This is a genomic window from Actinophytocola xinjiangensis (assembly GCF_001921215.1).
GTDB classification, from domain to species: domain Bacteria; phylum Actinomycetota; class Actinomycetes; order Mycobacteriales; family Pseudonocardiaceae; genus Actinophytocola; species Actinophytocola xinjiangensis.
This window is the reverse complement of sequence record NZ_MSIF01000011.1, coordinates 100,502-126,244: the sequence shown is the minus strand read 5'-3', so window position 1 is coordinate 126,244 and position 25,743 is coordinate 100,502. Positions and strand designations below refer to the sequence as shown.

General features: G+C 73.4%; 22 protein-coding genes. 12 read left to right on the top strand and 10 right to left on the bottom strand.

Translation table 11 applies throughout. From position 1 onward, the window contains the following. Positions 1-98 precede the first annotated feature (98 nt). Both BLA60_RS22290 and BLA60_RS22285 read left to right on the top strand, forming a co-directional pair. Entirely contained in the window at positions 99-3,011 is a 2,913-nt protein-coding gene (locus tag BLA60_RS22290; RefSeq protein WP_075134899.1) for an ATP-binding protein, read from the top strand. An 80-nt stretch (positions 3,012-3,091) separates the two neighbouring features. Beyond that, positions 3,092-7,204, top strand: a complete 4,113-nt coding sequence (locus BLA60_RS22285) for a S8 family serine peptidase (protein WP_154814517.1) — start codon at positions 3,092-3,094, stop codon at positions 7,202-7,204. A 43-nt stretch (positions 7,205-7,247) separates the two neighbouring features. Here the strand turns inward: BLA60_RS22285 and BLA60_RS22280 are convergent, their stop codons facing one another. Further along, a complete protein-coding gene (locus BLA60_RS22280) occupies positions 7,248-8,297 on the bottom strand; it encodes a WD40/YVTN/BNR-like repeat-containing protein (protein ID WP_154814516.1) in 1,050 nt (349 codons plus the stop codon). Between the two features lie 125 nt (positions 8,298-8,422). Between BLA60_RS22280 and BLA60_RS22275 the strand changes: the two genes are divergently transcribed. Then, entirely contained in the window at positions 8,423-8,917 is a 495-nt protein-coding gene (locus tag BLA60_RS22275; protein ID WP_075134897.1) for a PH domain-containing protein, read from the top strand. A 73-nt stretch (positions 8,918-8,990) separates the two neighbouring features. Further along, a complete protein-coding gene (locus BLA60_RS22270; RefSeq protein ID WP_084735184.1) occupies positions 8,991-10,490 on the top strand; it encodes a PH domain-containing protein in 1,500 nt (499 codons plus the stop codon). Here the strand turns inward: BLA60_RS22270 and BLA60_RS22265 are convergent. Further along, entirely contained in the window at positions 10,462-10,869 is a 408-nt protein-coding gene (locus BLA60_RS22265; protein WP_075134895.1) for a RidA family protein, read from the bottom strand. The genes BLA60_RS22270 and BLA60_RS22265 overlap by 29 nt on opposite strands. Positions 10,870-10,927: 58 nt before the next feature. Here BLA60_RS22265 and BLA60_RS22260 point away from each other — a divergent pair, with 58 nt between their 5' ends. Beyond that, positions 10,928-11,860: a LysR family transcriptional regulator gene (locus BLA60_RS22260; RefSeq protein ID WP_211288811.1), complete on the top strand. Its 933-nt coding sequence runs from the start codon at positions 10,928-10,930 to the stop codon at positions 11,858-11,860. Positions 11,861-11,862: 2 nt separating this feature from the next. Here BLA60_RS22260 and BLA60_RS22255 read toward each other — a convergent pair whose 3' ends face one another. Further along, positions 11,863-12,303: a GNAT family N-acetyltransferase gene (locus BLA60_RS22255; RefSeq protein ID WP_075135025.1), complete on the bottom strand. Its 441-nt coding sequence runs from the start codon at positions 12,301-12,303 to the stop codon at positions 11,863-11,865. 66 nt (positions 12,304-12,369) lie between these two features. Between BLA60_RS22255 and BLA60_RS22250 the strand changes: the two genes are divergently transcribed. Beyond that, positions 12,370-12,954: a TIGR03086 family metal-binding protein gene (locus tag BLA60_RS22250; protein ID WP_084735182.1), complete on the top strand. Its 585-nt coding sequence runs from the start codon at positions 12,370-12,372 to the stop codon at positions 12,952-12,954. Here BLA60_RS22250 and BLA60_RS22245 read toward each other — a convergent pair. Beyond that, entirely contained in the window at positions 12,951-13,763 is an 813-nt protein-coding gene (locus BLA60_RS22245; RefSeq protein WP_084735181.1) for a 23S rRNA (adenine(2058)-N(6))-methyltransferase Erm(C), read from the bottom strand. The genes BLA60_RS22250 and BLA60_RS22245 overlap by 4 nt on opposite strands. A gap of 185 nt (positions 13,764-13,948) precedes the next feature. Between BLA60_RS22245 and BLA60_RS22240 the strand changes: the two genes are divergently transcribed. Genes BLA60_RS22240 through BLA60_RS22225 form a run of 4 tightly spaced genes read left to right on the top strand, consistent with a single transcriptional unit; the run spans position 13,949 to position 18,871 of the window. Further along, entirely contained in the window at positions 13,949-15,001 is a 1,053-nt protein-coding gene (locus BLA60_RS22240; RefSeq protein ID WP_075134892.1) for an NAD(P)/FAD-dependent oxidoreductase, read from the top strand. A 49-nt stretch (positions 15,002-15,050) separates the two neighbouring features. Then, the gene (locus tag BLA60_RS22235; protein ID WP_075134891.1) at positions 15,051-16,436 is read left to right on the top strand and encodes an FAD-binding oxidoreductase; all 1,386 of its coding nucleotides are present in this window, start codon (positions 15,051-15,053) and stop codon (positions 16,434-16,436) included. Positions 16,437-16,448: 12 nt separating this feature from the next. Beyond that, positions 16,449-18,002, top strand: coding sequence for an acetolactate synthase large subunit (locus BLA60_RS22230; RefSeq protein WP_075134890.1), 1,554 nt, complete (start codon positions 16,449-16,451; stop codon positions 18,000-18,002). Beyond that, on the top strand, positions 17,999-18,871 hold the full coding sequence (locus BLA60_RS22225; protein ID WP_075134889.1) for an oxygenase MpaB family protein: 873 nt from the start codon (positions 17,999-18,001) through the stop codon (positions 18,869-18,871). Before BLA60_RS22230 ends, BLA60_RS22225 begins: the two co-directional genes overlap by 4 nt. Here the strand turns inward: BLA60_RS22225 and BLA60_RS22220 are convergent. Next, a complete protein-coding gene (locus BLA60_RS22220) occupies positions 18,868-19,206 on the bottom strand; it encodes a histone-like nucleoid-structuring protein Lsr2 (RefSeq protein WP_075134888.1) in 339 nt (112 codons plus the stop codon). The genes BLA60_RS22225 and BLA60_RS22220 overlap by 4 nt on opposite strands. A gap of 108 nt (positions 19,207-19,314) precedes the next feature. After that, the gene (locus BLA60_RS22215) at positions 19,315-20,610 is read right to left on the bottom strand and encodes a hypothetical protein (protein WP_075134887.1); all 1,296 of its coding nucleotides are present in this window, start codon (positions 20,608-20,610) and stop codon (positions 19,315-19,317) included. Positions 20,611-20,810: 200 nt separating this feature from the next. On the opposite strand from BLA60_RS22215, the gene BLA60_RS22210 reads away from it, so the two are divergent. Beyond that, the gene (locus BLA60_RS22210) at positions 20,811-21,302 is read left to right on the top strand and encodes a DUF3145 domain-containing protein (protein WP_075134886.1); all 492 of its coding nucleotides are present in this window, start codon (positions 20,811-20,813) and stop codon (positions 21,300-21,302) included. A gap of 77 nt (positions 21,303-21,379) precedes the next feature. Next, positions 21,380-21,913, top strand: a complete 534-nt coding sequence (locus BLA60_RS22205) for a hypothetical protein (RefSeq protein ID WP_154814515.1) — start codon at positions 21,380-21,382, stop codon at positions 21,911-21,913. A 254-nt stretch (positions 21,914-22,167) separates the two neighbouring features. Here the strand turns inward: BLA60_RS22205 and BLA60_RS22200 are convergent, their stop codons facing one another. From BLA60_RS22200 to BLA60_RS22185, 4 genes are read right to left on the bottom strand one after another with little or no spacing between them, the layout of a single operon-like run. Beyond that, entirely contained in the window at positions 22,168-23,415 is a 1,248-nt protein-coding gene (locus tag BLA60_RS22200; protein ID WP_075134884.1) for a beta-ketoacyl-[acyl-carrier-protein] synthase family protein, read from the bottom strand. A 48-nt stretch (positions 23,416-23,463) separates the two neighbouring features. Further along, positions 23,464-23,721 carry an acyl carrier protein gene (locus BLA60_RS22195; protein ID WP_075134883.1) on the bottom strand — a complete coding sequence of 86 codons (258 nt, stop codon included), beginning with the start codon at positions 23,719-23,721 and terminating at the stop codon, positions 23,464-23,466. 46 nt (positions 23,722-23,767) lie between these two features. After that, positions 23,768-24,742, bottom strand: coding sequence for a beta-ketoacyl-ACP synthase III (locus tag BLA60_RS22190; RefSeq protein ID WP_075134882.1), 975 nt, complete (start codon positions 24,740-24,742; stop codon positions 23,768-23,770). Beyond that, positions 24,739-25,671 carry an ACP S-malonyltransferase gene (locus BLA60_RS22185; RefSeq protein WP_075134881.1) on the bottom strand — a complete coding sequence of 311 codons (933 nt, stop codon included), beginning with the start codon at positions 25,669-25,671 and terminating at the stop codon, positions 24,739-24,741. Before BLA60_RS22185 ends, BLA60_RS22190 begins: the two co-directional genes overlap by 4 nt. Positions 25,672-25,743: the final 72 nt, after the last annotated feature.

The following is a 25,743-nucleotide window of genomic DNA, read 5'->3' as shown; positions in this document are numbered from 1 at the left end:
GTCGTGTGTGACCGGGCCGGCGAATCCCTTCCCGCTCGGACGGACGGGCTGCACAATACGGTCCACCTGGTCTTCCCCACCCGAGGAGCCGATCGCCGATGGTCGAGTCGGGCGGTGCCGCCGCCGGGCTCGTGCTGGCGGCGTCGCGGCTGGTGGCGCGGGAGGCCGAACTGGCGGCGTTCGCCGGCGGGCTGGCGGTCGCGCCGGCACTGGTCCTGGTCGAGGGCGAGGCCGGGGTCGGCAAGTCCCGCCTGCTGCGGGAGTCGCTCGCCCGCACCCCGCCCGCCGGGACGGTCCTGGTCGCGGGCTGCCCGCCGTTCCGCGAGCCGCTGACCCTCGGCCCGGTCGTCGACACGCTGCGCCGGTGGGTGCCGGACGTGACCGGGCTGGGGTTGAGCGCGCTGGCCGGGGCGCTGCGACCGCTGTTCCCCGAGTGGGCCGGCGCCCTGCCGCCGCTGCCCGAGCCGGCCGAGGACGCCACCGCCTCCCGGCACCGGCTGTTCCGCGCGCTGGCCGAACTGCTCGCCGGGCTGGACGTGGCGGTGCTGGTCGTGGAGGACGTCCACTGGGCCGACGACGCGACACTGGAGTTCCTGCTGTTCCTCGCCGGCGGCCCCGACCCGGTCAGCCTGGTGCTGACCTACCGGCCCGAGGACCTGCCGCCGGAGTCGCTGGTGCGGCGGATGTCCTCGCGTCCGGCACGGGGCACGGCCCTGACCCGCATCGTGCTCACGCCGCTGGACGTGACCGGCACGGCCGCGCTGGTGTCCTCGATGCTGCACGACGAGCCGCTGTCCGAGGAGTTCGCCCGGTTCCTGCACGAACGCACGACGGGCCTGCCGTTCGCGGTGGAGGAGTCGGTGCGGGTCATGCACGAGCGCGCCGCCCTGGTCCGGCGCGACCACCGGTGGGAGCGGGTCAGCATCGCCGAACTGCACGTGCCGGCGACGGTGCGCGACGCGGTGCTCGAACGGTTCGGGCGGCTGGGCGAGGACGCGCGGGCGGTGTCGCGGGCGATCGCGGTGCTCGCCGAGCCGGCCGACCCGAGGATCGTCGCCTCGGTCACCGGCCTGGACGCGGGTGCCGCCGTCGACGGGCTCGCCGAGGCCGTCGGGTCCCGTCTGCTGCGCGAGGACGACCGGGGCAGGACCGCCTTCGCGCACGTCCTGGCCGCCAGGGCCGTCTACGAGGCGACCCCGGCACCGCAGCGCCGCGACCTGCACCGCAGGGCGGCGACCGTGCTGCGCACCACCGCCCCCGAGTCGGTCGCCAGGCTCGCGCTGCACTACCGCGAGGCCGGCGAGACCGCCGCCTGGCACCACTACGGCGAGCAGGCGGCCGACCTCGCGCTCACCGCCGGCGACGAGATGGCCGCCGGTGAACTGCTGGGTGACCTGGCCACCCACGACGGCGTCGACGTCGAGTCGCTGGTGCGGCTGATCGGGAAGATCCCCACCGGCACGCTGGCCGACTCCGACCGCTACGGCGCCCTGGTCGCGACCCTGCGCCGGGTGCTGGACCGCCCGGGGCTCGCCCCGCCGTTGCGGGGCCGGCTGCGGGTGCGGCTCGGGCGCCTGCTGCCGATCACCGCCGACTTCGACGCCGCCCGCGCCGAGATGGAGAACGCGCTGCCCGACCTGGAGCACGACCCGGCGGAGGCGGTCCGCGCGATGTCCTTCCTCGGCTGGCCGGTCGGCACGGCCCTGCCGGCCTCGGCGCACCTGTCGTGGCTGGAGCGGGCGGCCGGGCTGGCCGTGCACCTCGAACCGCTCGGCCGGCTGACCCTCGCCGTCGACCGCACCACCGCCCTGCTGCACCTGGGCGAGGAGTCCGGCTGGGCCGAGGCCGCCGCCCTGCCCGACGACGCCGCCAGCCCGGAGCAGGGCGCGCAGGTCACCCGGGGCCACCTCAACGTCGGTGACCTGGCCCTGCGGTGGGGCCGCTACGCCGACGCCCGCCGCCACCTCGACCGGGCGGCCGAACTCGCCGAACGCCACCAGTACCACCGCCACCGCATCGGGGTGCTGGTGACCCGGCTGCACCTCGACTGGTTCACCGGCGCCTGGGACGGCCTGGCCGAGCGCGCGGCCGACCTGGTGCGCGCCACCGACATGAGCCCGCCCTACCGGCTGGAGGCCGCGGTCGTCGGGGCGCTGCTGGCCGCCACCGGCAGGGCCACCGCCGAGCAGGCCGCGGCCACGCTCGGTGAGCTGCTCGACGAGGTCCGGGGGCAGCGCACCGAGCTGCACCTGATGGCGGCGGCGGCGCTGGCCAGGCGGCTGCTGGCCCAGGGCCGGCTCGCCGAGGCGCTGGAGGTCACCGAGGCGCCGATCGAGGCGGTGGCCCGCAGCGGCATCTGGCTGTGGGCCACCGACATCGCCGTCGCCCGGCTGGACGCGCTGGTCGCGGACGGCCGGACCGCGCGGGCCACCGGGCTGGTCGAGGAGTTCGGCCGCTGGCTCGGTGACCGGGACGCCCCCGCGCCGAGGGCGGCGCTGGTGACCTGCCGGGCGATCCTGGACCACGCGCGCGGCGACCACGGCGCCGCGGCCGCCGGGTACACCGAGGCGGCCGCCGCGTGGGCCGCGCTGCCCCGGCCCTACGACGCGGCCCTGGCCGGGGAGCGGCGCGGAACCCACCTGCTGGCCGCCGGCCGCGCCGAGGAGGCGACGGCGGTGCTGTCGGCCGCGCACGACGAGCTGGCCGGGTGCGGTGCCTCCGCCGACGCGGCCAGGGTCGGCCGGCTGCTGCGCGAGCTGGGCGTCACGGTCCGCCCGGCGCGCGGCGGGCGGCCCTCCTACGGCGACCAGCTCTCGCCGCGTGAGCTGGAGGTGGTGCGGCTGGTCGTGGCGGGACACACCAACCGGCAGATCGCCGAGCGGCTGTACCTGTCGCCGTGGACGGTGCGCCACCACGTCGACGCCGCGCGGCGCAAGCTCAACGCGCCCTCGCGGGCCGCGCTGGCGCTGGCCGCCGTGGAGGCCGGTCTCGCCGCCGGCCGGGGACGTTAGTTGGCAGTTTTTGCCATAGTCGGCGCGGGCGGTCCCGGTCGAGACTCCGGCGAACAGCCGAGCGGGACGAGGGATCTGCCGTGAGCACAGACAGACGCCGGGCCGGGCGTTACCTGAGAGTCGTCGTGGGTGGTCTGGCGTCGGTGGCGCTGGCCGCGTCCACCGCCGCCGCGTCGTCGTGGCAGCCGGACCCGGTCGACCTCACCGGCGACGTCGCCGGTGACGTGGCCGCGAAGATCCAGCCGGAGCTGGCCAGCCAGTTCACCGGGGACACGGCGGAGGGCTTCTGGGTGCGCTTCGCCGACTCCGCCGACCTGTCGCGGGCCAGCGGGATCCGGGACTGGGACCGGCGCGGCGCCGAGGTGGCGCGGCAGCTGCGGGAGACCGCGCTGGCCAGCCAGGCCGGTGTGCGCGCCAGCCTGGACCGCGAGGGCGTCGAGTACCAGGCGTTCTGGGCGACCAACGCGATCCGGGTGGAGGGCGGGTCGCCGGAACTGGCGATGGCCCTGGCCGGCGACGCCGAGGTGGCGGAGCTGTTGCCGACCTTCCGCGTCGACCTGCCCGACCCGGTGCCGGGCGGCGACGTCGCCCGCGTCCAGTCGGTGGAGTGGGGCATCGCGAACATCAACGCCGACGACGTGTGGCGCGAGGGTGTGCGCGGCGAGGGCGTGGTGATCGCCAACATCGACAGCGGCGTCCAGTACGACCACCCCGCGCTGGTCGGCTCCTACCGGGGCAACAACGGCGACGGCACGTTCACCCACGACTACAACTGGTTCGACCACGCCGGCACCCGCGACCACCCGGTCGACAACGACGGCCACGGCACCCACACGATGGGCACGATGGTCGGCGACGACGGCGCCGGCAACCAGATCGGCGTCGCGCCCGGCGCCACCTGGATCGCCGCCAACGGCTGCTGCCCGACCGACGCGGCGCTGATCGCGTCCGGTCAGTGGATGCTGGAGCCGACCGACCTCGACGGCAACAACCCCGACGCGAGCAAACGCCCGAACATCATCAACAACTCGTGGGGCTCCGAGAGCCCGTCGAACGCGGCGTTCATGGAGGACATCAGCAACGCGTGGGCCGCGTCCGGGATCTTCGGCGTGTGGTCCAACGGCAACAACGGCTCACGCTGCCGGACCAGTGGCTCGCCGGGCAGCCGGATCGCCAACTACTCGGTCGGCGCCTACGACGCCACCAACACCGTCGCCGGCTTCTCCAGCCGGGGCGCCGGTCAGGACGGCGAGACCAAGCCGAACATCTCCGCGCCGGGCGTCGACGTGCGGTCCAGCATCCCCGGCAACGGCTACGCCTCCTACAACGGCACCTCGATGGCCGCGCCGCACGTCGCCGGCACGGTCGCGCTGCTGTGGGCGGCCTCGCCGGCGCTGGCCGGCGAGATCGACGCCACCCGCGACCTGCTCGACGGCACCGCCGTCGACCAGCCCGACACCCAGTGCGGCGGCACCGCCGGGGCGAACGGGGACGACAACAACGTCTACGGCGAGGGCCGGCTCGACGCGCTCGCCCTGGTCGAGGCCGCTCCGAGCGGCGCGGCCGGGGTCCTGGCCGGCACGGTCACCGACGCCGTGACCGGACGCCCGGTGCCCGGCGCGACCGTCACCATCACCGGCGAGGTCGAGCGCGAACGCACCAGCGGCGCGGACGGCACGTTCGAGGCGAGGCTGCCCGCCGGCGAGTTCACCGTCGCGGTGTCGGCCTACCTGTACCAGGACACCACCGAAGCGGTCACGGTCGAGGCCGGCCGCACCACGCTGGGTGTCGCGCTGGAGTCGGTGCCGACCGCCACGATCACCGGCACGGTGCTCGACGGGTCCGGTCAGGGCTGGCCGCTGTACGCGAAGGTCACCGTCGACGGCGAGGCGGCGCTGTCGGACCACACCGACCCGGCGACCGGCCGGTACGCGATCCGGGTCCCGGTCGACACCACCTGGACGCTGTCGGTGGCCAGCCAGTACGAGGGCTACCTGGCCCCCGACCCGATCCGGATCGAGGTCGGCTCGGCCGACGTCGTGAACGACGTGGCCCTGCCGGTCGACGCCAGCCGCTGTGTGGCCGCCGGCTACCGGCTCGGCCCGATCCAGCCGGTGCTCACCGAGAACTTCGACGCCGGGGCGCTGCCGGCGGGCTGGACGATCGACGACCGCGTCGGCAAGGGCCAGAACTGGGTGTTCGACGACCCGAAGCAGCGGGGCAACCGCTCCGGCGGCACCGGCGCGTTCGCGATCATCGACAGCGAGAGCTTCTTCCTGGACACCCAGGACACGGCGCTGGTCACGCCGCCGCTGGACCTGAGCGCCGCCGAGTCGGTCGCGGTGACCTTCCGGCAGCACTACGACTCGTACTACAAGGACACCTACGCCGACGTCGACGTCAGCGTCGACGGTGGCGAGACCTGGTCGTCGGTGCGCAGCCAGACCGGGGTGAGCGTGCGCGGGCCGAACCTGACCGAGCTCGCGGTCCCGAGGGCCGCCGGCAACGGCGAGGTCGTGTTCCGCTGGCACTACGGGTCCTACTTCGGCCACCACTGGCAGATCGACGACGTCGTGATCGGTACCCGGTCCTGTGACCCGGTCGACGGCGGTCTGGTCGTCGGGCAGGTCAGTGACCGCAACACCGGCGCGGCCCTGGCCGGCGCCACGGTCACCGACCTCGCCGCACCGGACCGGGCGGTCACCACCACCGCCACCCCCGACGACCGGGACCTGGGCGACGGGTTCTGGTGGACGGTCGCCGAGCCGGCCGGCGAGCACCGGTTCTCCGCCACCTCCGCCGAGTACCAGGACGGGGCGGCGACGGTCGCCGTGCGCCCGCGCTGGGCGACCGAGGTCGACTTCGCGCTGGCGGCCGGCATCGTCACCGTCGACCGGACCGAGGTGCGGTCGTCGCTGAAGCTCGGCGGCGCCGCCACCAGGACGTTCACCGTGACCAACGAGGGGACCGCGCCGGCGGAGGTCGAGCTGGCCGGGCGGGACGGCGCGTTCGAGATCCTCGGCGGCGGTGGCGGCGGCGCGACCACCGTGCGCCAGCTGGACTCGGCGGCGACGGCCGCGACCACGGCCGCGACCCTGGCCGCCCGGGCGGCGCCCGCGACCGCGCGGGCCGGGTTCGGCGGCTCCGGCCTGCCCGCCGGCCGCACCGCGACGACGGTGGCGCCGCACGCGGCGGAGGACGAGCTGACGATCACCCACTCGGTCTCCCAGGACCTGATGGTCAACTCGACGTCCTGTGCCGGCGGTGACACCACCAGCGCCGTCGGGTTCCTGCGGGTCTTCGACCTGGCGGACTTCGACATCGAGACCGACTTCACGGTGACCAGCGTGTCGTTCGGGGTGGAGTCCGCGCGCGGCGCCCAGCAGCTGGGGGTGCGCCTCCACACCCTCGACGGCGAGCTGACCTACGACAACCTCACCCTGATCGGCAGTGCCGAGACCACCCTCGAACCCCAGGAGATGACCATGGTGTCGGTCCCGGTGTCCGGGACCGCCCCGAAGGGCTCCACCCTGGTCGTCGAGCTGGACTCGCCGGACCTGACCAACCTGGGCGGCGCGTTCTTCCCCGGGTCCAACGACCTGGGCCAGACCGGGCCGACCTACCTGCGGGCCGTGGACTGCGCGACCCCGGAGCCGACCTCGACCGACCAGCTCGGCTTCCCCGAGATGCACCTGGTGCTGAACGTGACCGGCAAGGTCGACAACGACCTGCGCTGGCTGGGGGTCGCCCCGGAGGCGGTGACCATCGCCCCCGGTGACAGCGTCGAGGTCACGGTCACCATGGACAGCGCCCAGATCGACCAGCCCGGTACCTACACCGGCCGGATCAGGCTCAGTGAGGACACGCCCTACGCCGGCCCGTCGGTCGGCGCGACGATGACCGTCAGCCCCCCGGCGAAGTGGGGCAAGGTCCTCGGCGCGGTGACCGGGACGTCCTGCGCCGGCGCGACCGCGCCGCTGGCCGACGCGACCGTCCAGATCGACTGGTGGTCGGGCTACCGCACCCTCTACACCGACGCGGCCGGCGGCTACGCCTACTGGCTCGACACCCGGGGCAACCCGTACACCGTGGTCGTCGCCAAGGACGGCTACCGCCCCCTGGTGAAGACCCTGCGGATCACCAAGGGCAAGGCCGTCACGCTCGACGTGGCCCTGCACGAGGCGAACTGCTAGGTCCCCCGCCCGGCCCCGGCTCGACCGGGGCCGGGCGGTGTCCTCAGCCCAGGCGCAGCGTGCCCACCTGGCCGCGGGCCCCGGACGCCCAGCAGGCGCCGTCACGGGCGCAGTCGACGGTGTCGTACGAGCCGTCGTCGAACTGGCGCCAGTGGCGGCCGCCGTCGAGGCTCAGGTCGCTGCCGGTCGGGCCGACGGCGATCAGCACCGAGCCGAGGAACGGGTGGTAGGTGACCGCCGAGCGGTAGCCGGCGGGGGAGTTGGCCGGCTCGCGCCAGGTCGCGCCGCCGTCGCCGGACAGGGCCAGGTTGTCGCCGCCGGCGGTCGGGTTGGCGTAGTCGCCGCCGATGGCGATGCCCTGGCGGGGGTTGCGGAAGGCGACGGCGAACACGCCGGCGCTCTCGCTGGAGACCAGCGGGGTGTCGCCGGCGGTCCAGGTGCGGCCCCGGTCGTCGCTGTGCAGCACGCGCGCGGTGGTGGAGCCGCCGGTGGCCAGCCACGCGTTGCGCGGCCCGGTGGTGGTGATGCACTGGCCGCTGGCGGAGAAGCCGTACTCGCCGGGCAGCGCGTCGGGCATGCCATCGCCCGGCAGCACCCGCCACGACCGGCCACCGTCCTCGGTGGACAGGAGACGGAACTTGCCGTCGACCGGGTCACCGACGGCCAGACCGGCCTTGCGGTCGAAGAACGCCACACAGTTGTAGAACGCGGCCTCCTCGGTGTTGCGGAAGGTCTCGGTCCAGGACGCGCCGCCGTCGGTGGTCCGGTAGATCCGCGACGACTCACCCGGCCCGATCGACAGCGCCACCGCGGTCCGCGCGTCGAACGCCTCGATGTCGCGGAAGTCCAGCTCGGCGGTGTCGGCCGGGCCGACCTGGGCCCAGCTTCGGCCGCCGTCGACGGTGCGCAGCACGGTGCCGCGCGCCCCGCTGGCCCAGGCCACCTGCCGGCTGACCGCCGACAGCCCGCGCAGCTGCGCGTCGGTGCCGGTCGGTGTCGGCCGCCAGGACAGCGGGGTCGCGCCCGCCTGCCCGACCGGAACGACGATCATCGTGGTCAGGACCAGCAGGACCACTGTCAGTGCGCGTCTCATGAGCGGGCAACATAGCCGAGCAGGTCAGCCAAGGGAATGATCTCGCGGATGGTCCTCGCGGCCGACGCCGTCGCACGCCGGGCGCGCCTACGGTGTGACGCGCGGGCGAGAACGGGGAGGAACGGGTGAACGAGGGGGTGCGGCTGCGGCCGCCACGCAACCGGGTGGAGCGGCGGGCGGTCGGCTACTGGCTGACCAACGAGCTGGTGTCGGTGGCCGTGCCGGCGGTGGTCCTGACGGTGCTGGCGGTCCTGATCACGCCGGCGCGGCCGTGGCTGCTGCTGGCGCTGGGGATCGTGCTGGTCGTGGGCCTGCCCTACGCGCTGGTGGTGCCGTTCTGGCGGTACCGGGTGCACCGCTGGGAGGTCACCGAGGACGCCGTCTACACCAGGACCGGCTGGCTGTGGCAGGAGTGGCGGATCGCGCCGATGTCGCGCATCCAGACCGTCGACACCGCGCGCGGCCCGCTGGAGCAGCTGTTCGGGCTGGCCAGCGTGACGGTCACCACCGCCTCGGCCGCCGGCCCGCTGAAGATCCCCGGCCTGGACCACGAGCTGGCCGCCGGCCTGGTCGAGCGGCTGACCGAGAGCACCCAGGCCCACCGGGGCGATGCCACGTGAGTGGAGCCCGCGGAGCGAACCATCGAACACAGGGCGACCGCGCGCGGCGTGACCGAGCCTGCGAGGGGGCGTCGTGAGCGGAGCCTGGGAGCGGTTGGACCGGCGGACGGTGGCGGTGTCGGCGCTGACCGTCGGCGGGATCGCCGTGGGGATCGCGGCGCCGATCGTGTGGGGTTTCGTGCGTCGGGACGGGCCGGTGGGGCTGGTCGCGGCGATCGCCGGCGGCGGTGTGCTGGTGCTGGCCGGGCTCGTGGCGCTGGCGGACTGGTTGCGCTGGCGGCATTCCAGCTACCGGGTCACCGATGAGCGGGTGGAGCTGCGGTACGCGTGGGTGGTGCACACGCTGCGGTCGATCCCGCGTGACCGGGTGCGCACGGTGGACCTGATGGCCAACCCGCTGCTGCGGATGTTCGGCCTGACCAAGGTCAAGGTCGGCACGGGGCAGCAGGTCACCGGCCAGCGCAGCCACCTGGTGCTCGACCCGGTGACCCGCGTCCGGGCCGAGCAGCTGCGTCGGGAGCTGCTCGACCGGGCTCCGGCCGGCGCGCCACCGGTCGCCGAGGCCGAACCGCCGGCGCTGGCCACACTGGACTGGTCGTGGATCCGGTACGCGCCGGTCGCGGTGACCACGCCGATCCTGGGCACGGCGGCGTTCGGCGCGGTCATGCAGGTCGCGGACTGGGCCGGGGTGCAGAACTCGGTGATCAGCACGGTCGGCGACGTGTTCGCCGAGGTGTCGGTGCCGGTGCTGGTGGCCGCGCTGGTGGCGATCGGCCTGCTGATCGGGGTGGTCGGGTCGCTCGGCGTGTTCGTCGAGATGTGGTGGCGGTACCGGCTGACCAGGGACCGGGGCAACCTGCAGGTGCGCCGGGGACTGTTCACCACCCGGTCGCTGTCGCTGGAGCAGCGGCGGCTGCGCGGGGTGGACCTGTTCGAGCCCTTCGGCGCGCGGCTGATGGGTGCCGCGCGGGTCGACGTGGTGGCCACCGGGCTCAAGGAGTGGTCCGAGCGGGACAGCTCCGACCCGCAGACGCTGCTGCCGGCCGCGCCGATGGCGGTGGCCCGGCGGGTGGCGGCCACCGTGCTTGGCGACGACCCGCTGTCCACAGTGGACATCAAGGGGCATCCGGTGGCCGCGCGCACCCGGCGGCTGTGGTGGGCGACCTACGCGGTCGTGGGTGTCGGCGGGGTCCTCGCGGTGCTCGGCCTGCTGCTCACGGTCGTGCTGGTGCACCTGGCGTGGATCTCGGTGGTCGTGCTGACCCCGGTGGCCGTGCTGCTCGCGCTCGACGACTACCGCAACCTCGGCCACGGCCTCACCGACGGCTACCTGGTGACCCGTTTCGGTCCCGGCAGCCGGCACACGGTCGCGTTGCAGCGCGGCGGGATCATCGGCTGGACGGTGCGCCGCTCACCGTTCCAGCGGCGCGCCGGGCTGGTCACGATCGCGGCGACGACCGCTGCCAAGGGCGGTCAGTACCAGGTCCGCGACCTGGCCGAGCAGGACGGGCTGCGGCTGGCGGAGGCGGCGGTGCCCGGGTTGCTCACGCCGTTCCTGGAACCACGGCGGTGACGTCGACCTCCAGCAGCAGCCCTGGCCGGAACAGCCGGGACACCTCGACGGTGGTGCTGGTCGGCCGCGCCTGGCCGAGGTAGGGCAGGCGGGCGGCGCCGTACTCGGCCAGCCGGTCCATGTCGGTGAGGTAGCTGCGGAGGTTGACGACGTCGGCGAAGCCGGCGCCCCGGTCGGCGAGGATGGCGGCGATGGCGTCGAAGGTGAACCGGGTCTGTGCGGTCAGGTCGTCGCCGCCGGCGACCGTGCCGTGCTCGTCCAGGGCGGCCTGGCCGGACAGGACCAGGAGGCGGTGGGTGCCCAGGTCGATGTCGGCGACCTGGGAGTAGGCGGCGGCCGGCGGCGGTGCGGCCGGCGGGTTGTGGAAGCTCGTGGTCACGCCGTCGACGGTAGGGTCGGGTCAGCTGTGCGACAAGCGAATGTTTCGCATGTCAGGTATGCCCGAACGGAATGGATCCACTGTGGACTTCGCGAGGCTGTCGGTGTTCCGCGAGGTGGCGCTGCGCGGCTCGTTCAGCGCCGCCGCGCAGGCCCTGCGCTACACCCAGTCGGCGGTCTCCCGCCAGGTCGCCGCGCTGGAGGAGGACGCCGGCGCGGTGCTGTTCGACCGGCGCCCGCGCGGGGTCGTGCTGACCGAGCACGGCCGCTGCCTGCTCGGGCACGCCGAGGCCGTCCTCGACCGGCTCGACCTCGCCCGCCGCGACCTGGCCGCCGTGGGCGAGCTGTCGGCCGGGCGGCTGCGGGTCGGCGCGTTCGCCACCGCCGGAGCCGTGCTGGTGCCGCGCGCGCTGGCCGCGTTCCGGACCGCGCACCCCGGTGTCGAGCTGTCGCTGTCCGACGGGCGCAGCGCCGCCCTGCTCGCCCGTGTCCTGGGCGGTGAGCTGGACGTGGCCGTGGTCACCGCCCCACCGGCGGACGGCGTCGTCCTGCGTCACCTGCTCGACGATCCGCTGCTGGTGGCCCTTCCGCTGGGCCACCGGCTGGCCGCCCGCCGCACCATCCGGCTCACCGAGCTGGCGGAGGAGAGCTGGATCGCCGGCTCGACCACCGTCGAGGACACCCTGATCGGCGCGTGCCTGCGCTCCGGGTTCCGCCCCACCGTGCGCCACGTGGTCGGGGAGTGGACCGCCAAGCAGGGCCTGGTCGCCGCCGGCCTGGGCATCACGCTGGTGCCGGGCCTGGCCGCCGGCTCGGTACGCCAGGACATCCTGCTGAAACGCCTGCGCGCCGAGGAGGTCACGCCCCGGGCGATCCACGCCGCCACCCGCGAGGGCGCCACCCCGCCGCCGGCCGCCGAGAGCTTCCTGGGCCACCTCGCGGCCGGTGCGAGGGACCTGCGCCGGGAGCTGGGCGAGGTCACCGCTCGCTGATGTCACCGCTCGCTGAGGTCGCCGAACACCTCCAGGTTGCGGCCCTTGCGTTCCATGTAGGTCGCGTCCGGCTCGGCGAACCCGAACGGGCGGTACAGCTCGTGCGCGTCGAGGGTGTGCAGCATCCAGCGGAAGTACGGGCCGGGGCCCTGTTCGATCATCGCGTGCACCAGCGCCTTGCCCACGCCGCTGCCGCGCGCGTCCTCCACGACGAACACGTCGGCGAGGTAGGCGGAGGCCTCTCCGTCGGAGAACGCCCGTGCGTAACCGATCATGCGCCCGTCGTCGGCACGGTAGGCGGCGACGATCCGCCAGGCCGACTCCAGCTGGCGCTCCACCTTGGCCCGGTCCCGGAACCGGCCCCAGTAGGCCTTGGTGGACAGGAACTCCCAGAGCACGTCCCGGTCGACCCGGGAGCGGTCGTCGTCGATCTCGAACTCGATCACGGCCTGACGCTAGCGTCGCGTTCGTACAAGCGCGGTGAGCCGGTGCGGGGTTAGCGTGACCACATGCGACCGCACGAGATGATGGCGACAACCGGACGGGCAGTGCTGGAGATCGCGGGGAACGTCAAGCCGGACCAACTCGGCCTGCCGTCCCCGTGTCCGGACTGGGACGTCCGTGCGGTGGTGAACCACCTGATGTTCTGGTCGGCGTTCCGCTCGGAACTGGCCGCCCGCAAGGAGTCCGCGCCGGCCGACGACCCGGTCACCGAGCAGACCGACTTCACCGCCGAGGGTGACTGGTTCGAGGTTCTGCGGACCCAGCTGGACAGGGCGACGCAGGCGTGGTCGGAGCCGGGAGCCCTCGACGGCGACACCGGTCTGGCCGGCGGTTCGATGCCCGCGCCGGTGATCGCGATGATGATGGTCGGCGAGCTGGTCCTGCACGGCTGGGACCTCGCCGCCGCCACCGGCCAGCGACTGGACATCGACGACGCCACCGCCCGGGCCGTGTACGAGTCGACCGCCGCGATGGCCGAGCAGGGCCGCTCCTACGGCGCGTTCGGCGAGGAGGTCCCGGTGCCGGCCGACGCGTCGCCGCTGGACAGGGTGCTCGGCCTCAGCGGCCGCGACCCGTCCTGGAAGCCCTAGCTGCGCAACGACTTCGGCAGTGGCGGTGGGCGCAGGGCGCGGTCACCGGCCAGGGCGCCGGCGACCCGCGACCACTGTCCGATGTGGACGCTCCGGGTCGGCCCAGCCGGGTCGGCGCCCGCCTCGTGGAGCAGCCGGCGACCCAACCGGTGGGCCACCAGGTCGCCCAGCACGTGCCGCGCCGGCTCGTCCGGGCGGCGGTAGGCCTCGGTCAGCAACGGCCAGAGCACCGCCGCCGTCCGGGCGTCCACCTCGCGGCGCCGGTGGACCTTCAGGTGCGCGGCGTCCACCGCCGGCGCCGGGCGGAAACACCGCGCCGGGATCCGCCTGGCCAGCCGCAGCTCGAACCGCGCGGCCCACCAGGCCTGTTCCAGGTCACGGGGCCGCGCCGCGGTCAACCGCCGCGCCAGTCCCCATTCCACCACCAGTTCGGCACGGGCCAGCCGCGCCGGGACCGGGGTCAGCAGCCGGCGCAGCAGCACCGTCGAGGTGGCGAACGGGATGCTCGCCACCACCGCGAAGTCCCGGCGCGGCAGGCGAACCCGACGCAGGTCGTCGTGCACCACCCGCACCCGGTCGTGGCCGGCGAAGCGGCGGCGCAGCGCGGCGACGTACCGCGCGTCGCGCTCCACCGCCAGCACCCGGGCGCCGGTGTGCGCCAGCGACGCGGTGATGGTGCCCGGACCGGCACCGAGGTCGAGAACGAGGTCGTGCGCGCCGAGACCGGCGTCGCCGACGAGCCGGTCGATGACCTGCCGTGAGGACAACAGGTGCACGCCGGACGGGTTGGGGGACACGCGTGAGCGCATGGGTGACTGCTCCAGGCACGAAGGGAGAAGGAGTGCGTGGAGACAGCGACGGCGGACCGGAGAACGGTCAGCGCGGAAGAAGGACAGGCGTCAGGCCGTCGCTGTCAGCGACGGCGCAGCCTTAACGAAGCGGCACCCATACCGATCACGGTACGCACGCCCGCCACCGAATTACCCTGGGCGGCATGCGGCAGGTCGACGTACTGGTCATCGGTGGCGGAATGGCGGGCGTGTCGGTCGCCTACGAGCTGGCGCGCCACGCCACGGTGCTGCTCGCCGAGGCCGAACCGACACTGGCCGCGCACACCACCGGCCGCTCGGCCGCCATCTACGCCCCCAGCTACGGCGGCCCGGCCGTGCGCGAGCTGACCGCCGCCAGCGGCCCGCGTTTCCGCGAGCTGGAGACCGAGCTGGACACCCCGCCGCTGCTGACCCCCCGGGACGTGCTGTGGCTGGCCACCGACGAACTCGCCGAGCACCACCTCGCCGGCCACCCCGCCACCCCGGTCGACCCCGCGTTCGCCCGGCGGCTGTGTCCGGTGCTGCGCGAGGTCCGCGCCGCCGCGCACGACGCCGGCGCCAGCGACATCGACGTGATGGCCCTGCACCAGGCCTACGTCCGTGGCCTGCGCGCCCGGGGCGGGGAGATCCTGCTCGCGAGCCCGGTCACCGCGCTGCGCCGCGACGGCACCGGCTGGCAGGCCACCGCCGGTGACCACCGGGTCGGCGCCGGCGTGGTCGTCGACGCCGCCGGCGCCTGGGCCGACGAGATCGCCGCCCTGGCCGGCGTGCCGACCGTCGGCCTGGTGCCCAGGCGGCGCACCGCCGCGATCGCCACCGGACCCGTGCCGCCCGACCCCGGCTGGCCGCTGGTCGCCGACGCCGCCGACCGGTTCTACTTCCGCCCCGAGGGCACCGGCGTGCTGGTCTCCCCGGCCGACGAGACCCCCAGCGACCCGTGCGACGCCCGCCCCGAGGACCTCGACGTCGCGCTGGCGCTGGAGCGGGTCAACGCCGCCACCACGCTCGACCTGCGGTCGGTGCGCACCGCGTGGGCCGGGCTGCGGTCGTTCGTGCCCGACGGCGAACCGGTGGTCGGCGCGTGGCCGGCGCACCCGGGGTTCGTGTTCCTCGCCGGGCAGGGCGGTTACGGCATCCAGCTCGCCCCGGCACTGGCCGTGCTCGCCGCCGACGTGACGCTGGGAACGAGCCCGCCGCCGGCCGTGTCGCCCCGGTGATCGGAACACTATTGTGGGGCGGGTCTTCACAGTGCAGCGGAGGAGTCCAATGGCGGACGTTGTGACCGAGACCGGCACGGGACTCGCGGAGATCGTCGGCGCGGACCACGTGCTCACCGGCGACGCGATCGGCGAGGACTACACCCACGACGAGACGCTGACCGCCGAACCGACCCGCCCGGCCTTCGTCGTGCGGCCGGAGAACGCCGAGCAGGTCGCCGCCGTGCTGAGGCTGGCCGCCGAGACCGGCACGCCGGTCACCGCGCGCGGCAGCGGCACCGGCCTGTGCGGCTCGGCCAACCCGTCCCCGGAGGCGATCCTGGTCTCCTTCGAGCGGATGAACGCCGTCCTGGAGATCGACACCGACAACCACGTCGCGGTCGTGCAGCCCGGGGTGACGCTGGCCGAACTGGAGGAGCACACCCGCGCGGCCGGCCTGGTGTACCCGGTGTACCCGGGCGAGCTGTCGGCCAGCCTCGGCGGCAACGTCGGCACCAACGCCGGCGGCATGCGCGCGGTCAAGTACGGCGTCACCCGCCACCACGTCCTCGGCCTGGAGGCCGTGCTGGCGACCGGCGAGATCATCCGCACCGGCGGCCGGTACGTGAAGGCCAGCACCGGTTACGACCTCACCCAGCTGATCGTCGGCTCCGAGGGCACCCTCGCGCTGGTCACCGAGGCCGTGCTCAAGCTCCAGCCGAGGATGGCCAACCAGGCCACCGTGCTCGCGCCCTTCCCCGACCTGGCCACGGTCGCCCGCGCGGTGCCCCGGGTCGTCGGCAGCGGTGTCGGGCCGCTGATCCTGGAGTACATCGACGCGCTCACCATGGGCGCCATCACCTACACCGCCGACCTCTCCCTCGGTGTCCCCGACGAGATCCGCGACGCCGCGCAGGCCTACCTGGTGGTGATGCTGGAGAACAACGCCACCGAGCGGCTCGACCAGGACGTCGAGGCGGTCGCGACGCTGCTCACCGAGCTCGGCGCGCTGGAGAACTACGTGCTCGACGGCTCGGCGGCCCGCAAGCTGATCGAGGCGCGGGAGAAGGCGTTCTTCACCGCGAAGGGCGCCGGCGCCGACGACATCATCGACACCGTGCTGCCGCGTTCGGCGCTGCCCGAGTACTTCGCGAAGGTGCTGGAGATCGCCCAGGGCAACCAGACACTGGTGGTGGGCTGCGGTCACGCCGGCGACGGCAACGTGCACCTCGCGGTGTTCCAGAAGGACCCCGACGTGCGGCACCGGGTGCTGCACGAGCTGTTCGCCTCCGGTATGCGCCTGGGCGGCGCGATCTCCGGCGAGCACGGCATCGGACACGAGAAGAAGCGGCACTTCCTGGAGCTGGAGGACCCGAACAAGATCGCGTTGATGCGCCGGATCAAGCAGGCGTTCGACCCGAGCGGGATCCTCAACCCCGGCGTGCTCCTCGACTGAGAAAGCGGTGACATGAACGGCGCCCAAGCTCTGCTGCGCACCCTGGTCGACGGCGGGGTCGACGTGTGTTTCGCCAACCCGGGCACCTCCGAGATGCACTTCGTGGCCGCCCTGGACGCGGTGCCCGAGATGCGTGCGGTGCTGAGCCTGTTCGAGGGTGTGGTCACCGGCGCGGCCGACGGCTACGGCCGGATGGCCGACCGCCCGGCCGCGACCCTGCTGCACCTGGGCCCCGGCATGGCCAACGGCCTGGCCAACCTGCACAACGCCCGCCGCGCGCACACCCCGATCGTCAACGTCATCGGCGACCATGCCCGCTACCACAAGGGTTTCGACGCGCCGCTGGAGTCCGACATCGACGCGTTGACCGGCTGGCTGGCCGGCTGGTCGCGCACCGCGAAGGCCGTCGACGAGGTCGGCGCGGACACCGCCGCCGCGATCGCCGCCGCGCTCACCGCGCCCGGCCGCTGCGCCAACCTGGTCCTGCCGGCCGACGTGTCCTGGGCCGAGGGCGGCCAGGCCGCCGGGGTCGTCGCGCCCCCGCCGCCGGCCCCGGTCGACGACGACCGGATCGCCGAGATCGCCCGGATCGTGCGCGGCGACGAGCCGGTGGTGCTGCTGCTGGGCCACGGCACGACCCGCGAGGCCGGCCTGGTCGCGGCCAGCCGGATCGCCACCGCGACCGGCGTGAAGCTGTTCGCCGAGACCTTCCCCGCGCGTATCGAGCGCGGCGCCGGCCTGCCGAACGTGGAGCGTCTCGGCTACCTGGCCGAACAGGTCCAGTGGCAGCTCACCGACGTCAAACACCTGGTCCTGGTGGGCGCCAAGGCACCGGTGTCGTTCTTCGCCTACCCGGACAAGGCCAGCGAGCTGGTCCCCGACGGCTGCCAGGTGCACGTCCTGTCGGTGCTCGGCGAGGACGGTGTCGGCGCGCTGGAGCACCTGGCCGACGAGGTCGCGCCCGGCGCGTCGGCCGTGCGCCAGGCCCCCAGCCGCCCCGCGCTGCCCACCGGACCGCTGACCCCGCAGAACTGGACCGAGGTGGTCGGCGCGCTGCTGCCCGAGGGCGCGATCGTGTCCGACGAGGCGAACACCTCGGGCCTGATGATCCCGATGACCACGGCCGGCGCGCCCCGCCACGACGTGCTGACCCTCACCGGCGGCGCGATCGGCCAGGGCCTGCCGGTCGCGGTCGGCGCCTCGGTGGCCGCGCCGGACCGCCCGGTGGTGTGCCTGCAGGCCGACGGCAGCGCGATGTACACGGTGTCGGCGCTGTGGACGATGGCCCGCGAGGGCCTGGACGTGACGACGATCGTGCTGAACAACCGGGCCTACGCGATCCTGCGGATGGAGCTGTCCCGGGTGGGCGCCGAGGCGACCGGGCCGAGGGCGGGTCAGCTGCTGGACCTGTCCGGCCCGGACCTGGACTTCGTGTCGCTGGCGCAGGGCATGGGCGTGCCGGCCTCGCGCGCGACCACCGCCGAGGAGCTGGCCGAGCAGTTCGCCAAGGCGCTGGCCGAGCCGGGCCCGCACCTGATCGAGGCCATGGTCCCGTCGCTGCTGTGACCGCCACGGTGGATGTCGGCCTGTTCGGGCCCGACTCGGTGAGCTGGCAGCTGCACGCCGAGCCGGCGATGTGGCTGGCCGGCATCCGCAGCCTCTACCTGCAGGCGCTGCACCCCAGGACGGTCGCCGGGGTCGTGCAGAACTCGGATTTCCGGCGTGACCCGCTGGGCCGGCTGGTGCGCACCGCGAACTTCGTCGGTGCCACCACCTACTGCCCGACCGGCGAGGTCCACGAGCACGCGGCGCGGGTGCGGCGGGTGCACCGCGAGCTGCGGGCGGTCGACCCGGAGACCGGCCAGCGGTACCGGGTCGACGACCCGGAGCTGCTGCTGTGGGTGCACTGCGCGGAGGTGTCGTCGTTCCTGTCGGTGGTGCGCCGGGCCGGGTTCCCGCTGACCGCCGCGCACGCCGACCGCTACCTCGACGAGCAGCGCCGGGCGGCGGCCCTGGTCGGGCTGGACCCGGACGAGGTTCCCGGTGACGTCGCCGCGATGCGCGCCTACCTCACCGCGCGGCGGCCGCTGCTGCGGCGTACCGCCGGCTCGGACGAGATCTACGCGTTCCTGCACCGCCCACCGGTGACCGGCTGGCTCGCGCTGGGTGTGCGGGTGTACGAGCCGCTGGTGGGGCACCTGGCGTACTCGCTGCTGCCGCCGTGGGCGACGCGCGTCTACGGCCACCGGGCCTATCCGGACGTGGTGGCCACACCGATGCTGCGGGGGTTGTCGGGGGCGGTGCGGGCGGCGCAGCTGACGGCGCGCACCCTGATCCACGATCCCCGGCTGGGGCCGCTGGTGCCGCACCCGGTGCTGGCCGTCAACCGGCTGGGCACCTGGGCCAGGCCCTCGGCCCGCCGGTTGCCGTCCTAGGCGTGGGCTTCCTGGAACTTGATCAGCACGGCCTGCGGGACGCGGCCGCGCTCGGCGACGGTCTCGCCCTGGCTGCGGGCCCACTCGCGCACGGCCTGGGTGTCGGGCTTGCCGTTGGCCGGGGCCGGCGCGACGGCCTTGGGCGTGCGCGCCTTGCGTCCGCCGGTGCGCCGGGCGTGGCCGACGAACTCGGCGAGGGTGTCCCGCAGGCGGTCGGCGTTCTCGGCGGAGAGGTCGATCTCGAACTCCGCTCCGTCAAGGGCGAAGGTCACGGTCTCGTCGGCCGGCCCGCCGTCGAGGTCGTCGACCAGCTCGAGAACGGTCTTCTGCGCCACTGGATCCTCCGAGGTGGATTAATCGCGAGACAAACGCGACTGAGAATAACGGCCGGTAAGTCGCCTTACCGTGAGGGCTCCCGGTGTGGCGGGTGAAGGTGGGCCGCGTCACTCGGGGGCGGGGATGTCGAGTGCCAGCGTAGCCAGCCGGGTCAGGTCCGCGTCGTCCGGTGTGGACGGGGCACCGATCCAGACGGCCTGTACCAGCGTGAGGCTGCCGCCGGCCAGCGCGCTGGCGTAGGCGGCGGACTCGAAGTACGGCGTGACGCCACCCGGCCACTGTTCACCCTCGACCGACGGGTCGGTGATCGCCCCCGCGCCGGGCTGGTCGGCCACCGCCAGCAGGTCCTGCGCGAGCGCGTCCTCCGGGAAGCGCAGCACCGCGACCAGCACGGCCGCCCGCCGGTCGTCCGCTGTGGACTCGTAGCGCATCCGCACCAGCTCGCCGCAGCGGTTGCGCTCCAGCCAGGCCTGCACGTCGCCGTAGGCGTGCGCGGCGCAGTCGGTGTCGGCGACCGTGCCCTTGGGCGCGAAGGCCTGCCCGTCGATCTCGACGTCGCTGGCGGCCACGGTGGTCGGCCCGGACCCGCCGCTCGGCTCGGGGTTGTCGTCCCCGGCCGAGGCGACCGCGTAGAGGATGCCGGTGAGCAGCAGCAGGGCGACCAGCGCCGCGGCGCTGACCGGCAGCCACCGCAGCTGCCCGCCGCGCCCGCCGTCGGCCCGCGCCGGCCCCGGCCGGGCGGCGGTGATCTTCGGGATGACCGTGGTGGAGGCGGTGCCGAGGTCGCGGGCGGCGGCGGTGTCGCTGAACCCCTCGGCGGCCAGGTCGATGGCGGCCAGGGTGGCGTTGTTCGGCGCGAGGGCGTGCAGGATGGCCCGCGCCTGGCGGACCGTGCACGGCCGGGGGTGGGTGGCGAGCTCGCGGGCGGCGGTCAGCAGGGTCCCCGGCTCGGGGTGCAGGACCCGCACGCCGCGCAGCAGGTCGGAGACGGGTTGGTGGACCTGCGACACGTAGGGCCCGACGGCGAGCACGGTGCCGACCGGCAACGGTTCGACCTTCGCGTCCTCCAGGTGCCGGGTGATGGTGGCGATGGTGTCGATGACCTCGACGGCCGGGTTGACCACACCGTCCGGGCGGGTCAGCGGCCACCCGTCGGTCTTCCACTGGGCGGTCAGCGGGGCGTCGAGCCGCATGGCAGGGTCCGGGAGGTCGACACCGGCGATGACCAGCACACCTCGGGGCAGGAGCACGACCGCGTCGACCCGGTGCTGGGATCCGGTCGGCTGCGGTCCGAGGAGCGCGACGCCGCCGACGACCCCCTCCCCGCGCCCCCACGATGCGAGCGCGGCCCGCACGTCCGCACCGACCTTTGAGGACTCCTCGCCCAGGCGGATCACACGCACGGATGCCCCCTTCAGTGGACCCGACTCACCGTATCGGGGACGGTGACCCCAGGTGGGTCGGGTCACGGGAATCTGTGACCGGTGTGGCGCAAGTGTCGGTGGCCGTGCAGAATGGGCCGGACAAATGAGAGTGCGTGTTTGCCGCCGTTGGACGAGGGCGTAGGGGAAGACGGTTCCTCGTCGAGCAGCGGAGGTCAGCAGTGAGCACTCGTGGCGTGGTGTACGTCCACTCGTCGCCGTCTGCGGTATGTCCGCACGTCGAGTGGGCTATTTCGGGCACCCTTGGAGTCCGGGCGAACCTGCAGTGGACCGCGCAGCCGGCGGCCCAGGGTCAGCTCCGGGCGGAGTGCGGCTGGACCGGTGAGGCGGGGACGGGAGCCAAGCTGGTGGCCGCGCTGAAGGCGTGGCCGATGACTCGTTTCGAGGTCACGGAGGACCCGAGCGCGGGGGTGGATGGCGAGCGTTTCTGTTTCGTCCCCACCCTGGGGCTGTGGCGCTCGCGCACGGCCGCCAACGGCGACATCGTCGTGGGCGAGGACCAACTCAGGGCGATGGCGACGGCCAGCAGGGCCGGTGAGGCCTTCGCCCACAAGGTCGACGAGGTCCTCGGTGCGTCCTGGGACGCGGCGCTGGAGCCATACCGAAGGGCAGGCGACGGCGCCCCAGTAACCTGGTTGCACCGCGTAGGCTGATGCCCCTGTGGCACCCTTCTAGAGTGTCACCCGATCGTGGCCGCCAACTGTGGCTGGTGCCGGTACTCCTCGTCACGGTGATCGCCACCGCGATAGGTGGTCTCCTCGCGCGCCAGTGGTACGAGGACCCCGGCCCCGACTCGCCCGACCCGGTGGTCCCCACCGACCTCACGGTGCCCCTCGAGGAACAACCAGGTTCCGACGTGGTCCAAGGTACGGCGGACGCGACCGTCCACCCCCTCTACGAACCCCTCCGAGAGGTCCTCCAAACCCACTTCGACGCCATCAACCAGCTCGATTACGAGAGCTGGGCCAGCACCGTCACCGAGCCCAGGGTCGAAGAGAAGCCGGAAGAGACCTGGCGACGCGACTACCGCTCCACCAAGGACGGGCGGATCGTGATCTACCGCATCCAACTGGCGGAGGACTCGGAGACGGCGCGAGTCCTGATGACGTTCACCAGCGTCCAGGACGAGGCGGACGCGCCGCCGGAACTCCAGGCGCCCTGCATCCACTGGAACGTGGTGTTCCCGATGGTCCGGTCCTCGGGCGAGTGGAAGATCGACAGCGGCCCGGCGGCGTCGAGTCCACAGCATGAGGCCTGCGCCTGAGACCTGCGCCTGAGACCTGTCGCTACGCGGTGCTGAGGACCGGATTCGTTGCGCGTCGGCCCTCGACCGCCACGGGGATCCCCCCGATTTCCAGTCTAGTCGTGTGGGGGTGGGAATTGGCTGGTCAGCGGCCACTTGTGGATAACTGGACCGGCGAGTGGCAACCATCCACAGGTCGCGCCGCGGGCGACCGAAACCGTCGGTGGCCGACGGTAAAGTGGTGATCGGGGGCCGGAGGCCGACCCCCGATCACCTCAGACCGCGGTGAAGGCCAGGGCCACGTTGTGTCCGCCGAAGCCGAAGGAGTCGTTCACGGCCGCGTTGAGCAGCAGTTTCCTCGGTTCGCCTGCGACGATGTCGAGGCTGACCTTCGGGTCCTGGTTCTCCAGGTTCCTGGTCGCCGGGATGATGCCGTGGTAGATCGACAGCAGGGTGGCGATGCTTTCCACCGCTCCGGCTCCGCCCACCAGGTGCCCCAGCGAACTCTTCGGCGCGGTCAGCACCACATGGTCACCGAGCGCCTTGGTGATCGCCACGGCTTCGCCGAGGTCGCCGACGACGGTGGAGGTGGCGTGGGCGTTGACGTGGCCGATGTCGATCGGGGACAGGCCCGCCGCCCGCACGGCCTGCGTGATCGCGTTGATCTGGCCGATGCCCTCGGGGTGGTTGCCGGTGATGTGGTACGCGTCGGACGTGATGCCCGCGCCGCCCAGGCGACCGTAGATCCGCGCGCCGCGCGCCCGGGCGTGGTCCTCACGTTCGAGCACCAGCACGCCGGCGCCCTCGCCAAGGACGAAGCCGTCCCGGTCGACGTCGAAGGGGCGGGAGGCGCGGTCGGGCTCGTCGTTGCGCAGGCTCAGGGTTCGCGACTGGGCGAAGCCGGCCACCGTGATCTGGTGGATGCACGCCTCCGCACCACCCGCCACCACCACGTCCGCCCGGCCCGACTTGATCATCTGCCAGCCGGTGGCCAGGCCCTCGGCCCCCGACGCGCACGCCGACGCCGGGGAGTGCACGCCGGCCCTCGCCATCAACTCGATGCTCACGTGCGCCGCCGGGCCGTTGGGCATCAGCATCGGCACGGTCAGGGGTGAGACCTTGCGCAGGCCCTGGTTCTCCAGCAGGTCGTCCTGGTCGAGCAGGGTGACCGGGCCACCGATGCCGGTGCCGATCGCGACGCCGAGCCGTTCGGGTTCCACCGACTGGCTGTCCTCGGTCGGCGGGACGAAACCGGCGTCGGCCCAGGCTTCGCGGGCCGCGATTATCGCGATCTGCTCACAGCGGTCCAGCCGGCGTAGCTGGACGCGGGGCAGCACCTCGGACGGTTCGACGGCAAGCGGCGCGGACAGCTTCGTCGGTAGGTCGAACTTCGACACCCATTCGGCCTCGTTGAGGCGGATGCCGTTGCGGCCAGCGATCAGTCCGTCCCAGGTGGACGCGACGTCGCCGCCCAGCGGCGTCGTCGCACCCATACCGGTGACGACCACATCGACCGTGCTCATGTCCCCCTCCGTCCGTGGGTGGCGGCTTCGGTCATTTTGTCCAGCAGGTCAGACGTTCTTGGCGACGTAGGTCACCGCGTCGCCGACCGTCTTCAGGTTCGCGAGCTCGGCGTCCGGGATCTTGACCTCGAAACGGTCCTCGGCCTGGACGGCGATCTCGACCATGGACAGCGAGTCGATGTCCAGGTCGTCCACAAAGGACTTCTCGGCGGTGACCTCGTCGGCCTCGACGCCGGCGACCTCTTCGACGATCTCGGCGAGTCCGGCGAGAATCTCCTCGTCGGTGGGCTTCTCCGTGGTGGCCATCTCGTTCTCTCTTTCTCTCACGTGGAAATGTTGGTACTGCGGGAAATCAGGGGCAGATCACGACCTGGCCGGCGTAGGACAGGCCAGCGCCGAACCCGACCAGCAGTGCGACGTCACCGGAGTGCACCCGGCCGGCCGCGCGCATGTGGTCCATCGCCATCGGGATGGACGCCGACGAGGTGTTGCCGGAGGTGACGATGTCGTCGGCGACGACCATGTCCTCCCGCGCGCCCTTCTGCCGCAGCTTCTTCGCGATGGCCTCGACGATCCGCAGGTTCGCCTGATGCGGAATCAGAACGTCCACATCGGACGGTTCGAGGCCGGCGAGCTCCAGGGCGCGGAGCGCGATCGGGGCGATCTTCGTCGTCGCCCAGCGGAAGACCGACTGGCCCTCCTGGAAGATGTGCTTGCCGTTGGGCATCGTGATCGTCTCGACGAGGTCACCGGCGGTGCCCCAGGCGACCGGCCCGATGCCGATCTCCTCGCTCGGGCCGACCACGGCCGCACCGGCGCCGTCGGCGAAGATGATCGCCGTCGACCGGTCGACCGGGTCGACGATGTCGGTGAGCTTCTCCGAGCCGATCACCAGCACCCGGGTCGCCGTGCCGGTGCGCACCATGTCCGACGCGGTGGCCAGCGCGTAACAGAACCCCGCGCACGCCGCGTTCAGGTCGAAACCGCCGGCACCCTTCACCCCGACCAGTTCCGCCACCTGCGCGGCGGCGTTGGGGATCGGCACGGTCGTGGTGCAGTTGGCGACGATCACCGTGTCCACGTCGGCCGGGCTGAGCCCGGACGCGGCGATGGCCTTGGCGCCGGCCTCGACGGCCATCGACACCACGGTGTCCCCTGACCCGCCGAAGCGGCGCTCGGCGATACCGACCCGGTCGCGGATCCACTGGTCGTTCGTGTCCATCACGGCGGCCAGGTCGTCGTTGGTCACCACCCGTTCGGGTTGCGCACTGCCGATCCCGAGGATCCGGGTGGCCGGTGCGCCGTGGGTGAGGCGGAGCTTGGTCATGTCGACGTCTCTCCGGTGCCGAGTATCCCGGCCACCTTGTCGAGGTCTGCCGGCGTCTTCAGCGCGACCGGGGTGATCCCCGAGAGTTCGCGCTTGGCGAGGCCGGTGAGCGTGCCGGCGGGCGGGAGCTCCAGGGTCGCGCTCACGCCATGCTCACGCATCGTTTCCATGCACAGGTCCCAGCGCACTGACCGGGTGACCTGAGCGACCAGCCGATCGAGGACGGTCGTACCGTCGGCGACCGCGGTGCCGTCGGCGTTGGACAGCAACGTGCGGGTCGGATCGGCGACGGCGACCTTCTTCGCCCGCTCGCCGAGTGCTTCCTGTGCCGGAGCCATGAACCGGGTGTGGAAGGCGCCGGCCACCTTCAGCTTGATGACCTTCTTCACCCCTTCGGGCTTGTCGGCGACGATCTCGTCGATCCGCGCGACCTGCCCGGCGGCGACGATCTGCCCGGCGCCGTTGCGGTTCGCCGGCGACAGGTCGTGCTCGGCGAGCCACGCGACGACCTGGTCCGGCTCGCCACCCATCACCGCGGCCATACCGGTCGGCTCCAGGTAGCAGGCCTTGGCCATCTCCCGGCCACGGACCGCGGCCAGCGCCACCGCGTCGTCGGCACTGAGCACCCCGGCCATCGCGGCCGCGGCGAGCTCACCGACCGAATGCCCGGCGACCAGCAGGTCGGCCGGCAACTCGTGGCGGCGCTGGAGCTCCTCGAACGCCAGCAGCGCGAGCGCGACCACCAGCGGCTGGGTGACCGAGGTGTCCTGGATGGCTTCGGCGTCGGCGACCGTACCGAGCTCGACGAGATCGAGTCCGGTCAACTCGGACCAGCCGGCGACCCGTTCCCGGGTGCCGTCAAGCTCGAGCCACGGCGCGAACATGCCTGGAGTCTGGGAGCCCTGGCCTGGGGCGAGCAGTGCGAGCACACCATCTACTGAACACGGTGACCGGGCGTTGGTGGGATGCTGGCATCCACGAAGTCACGACCGGTTCCTTTG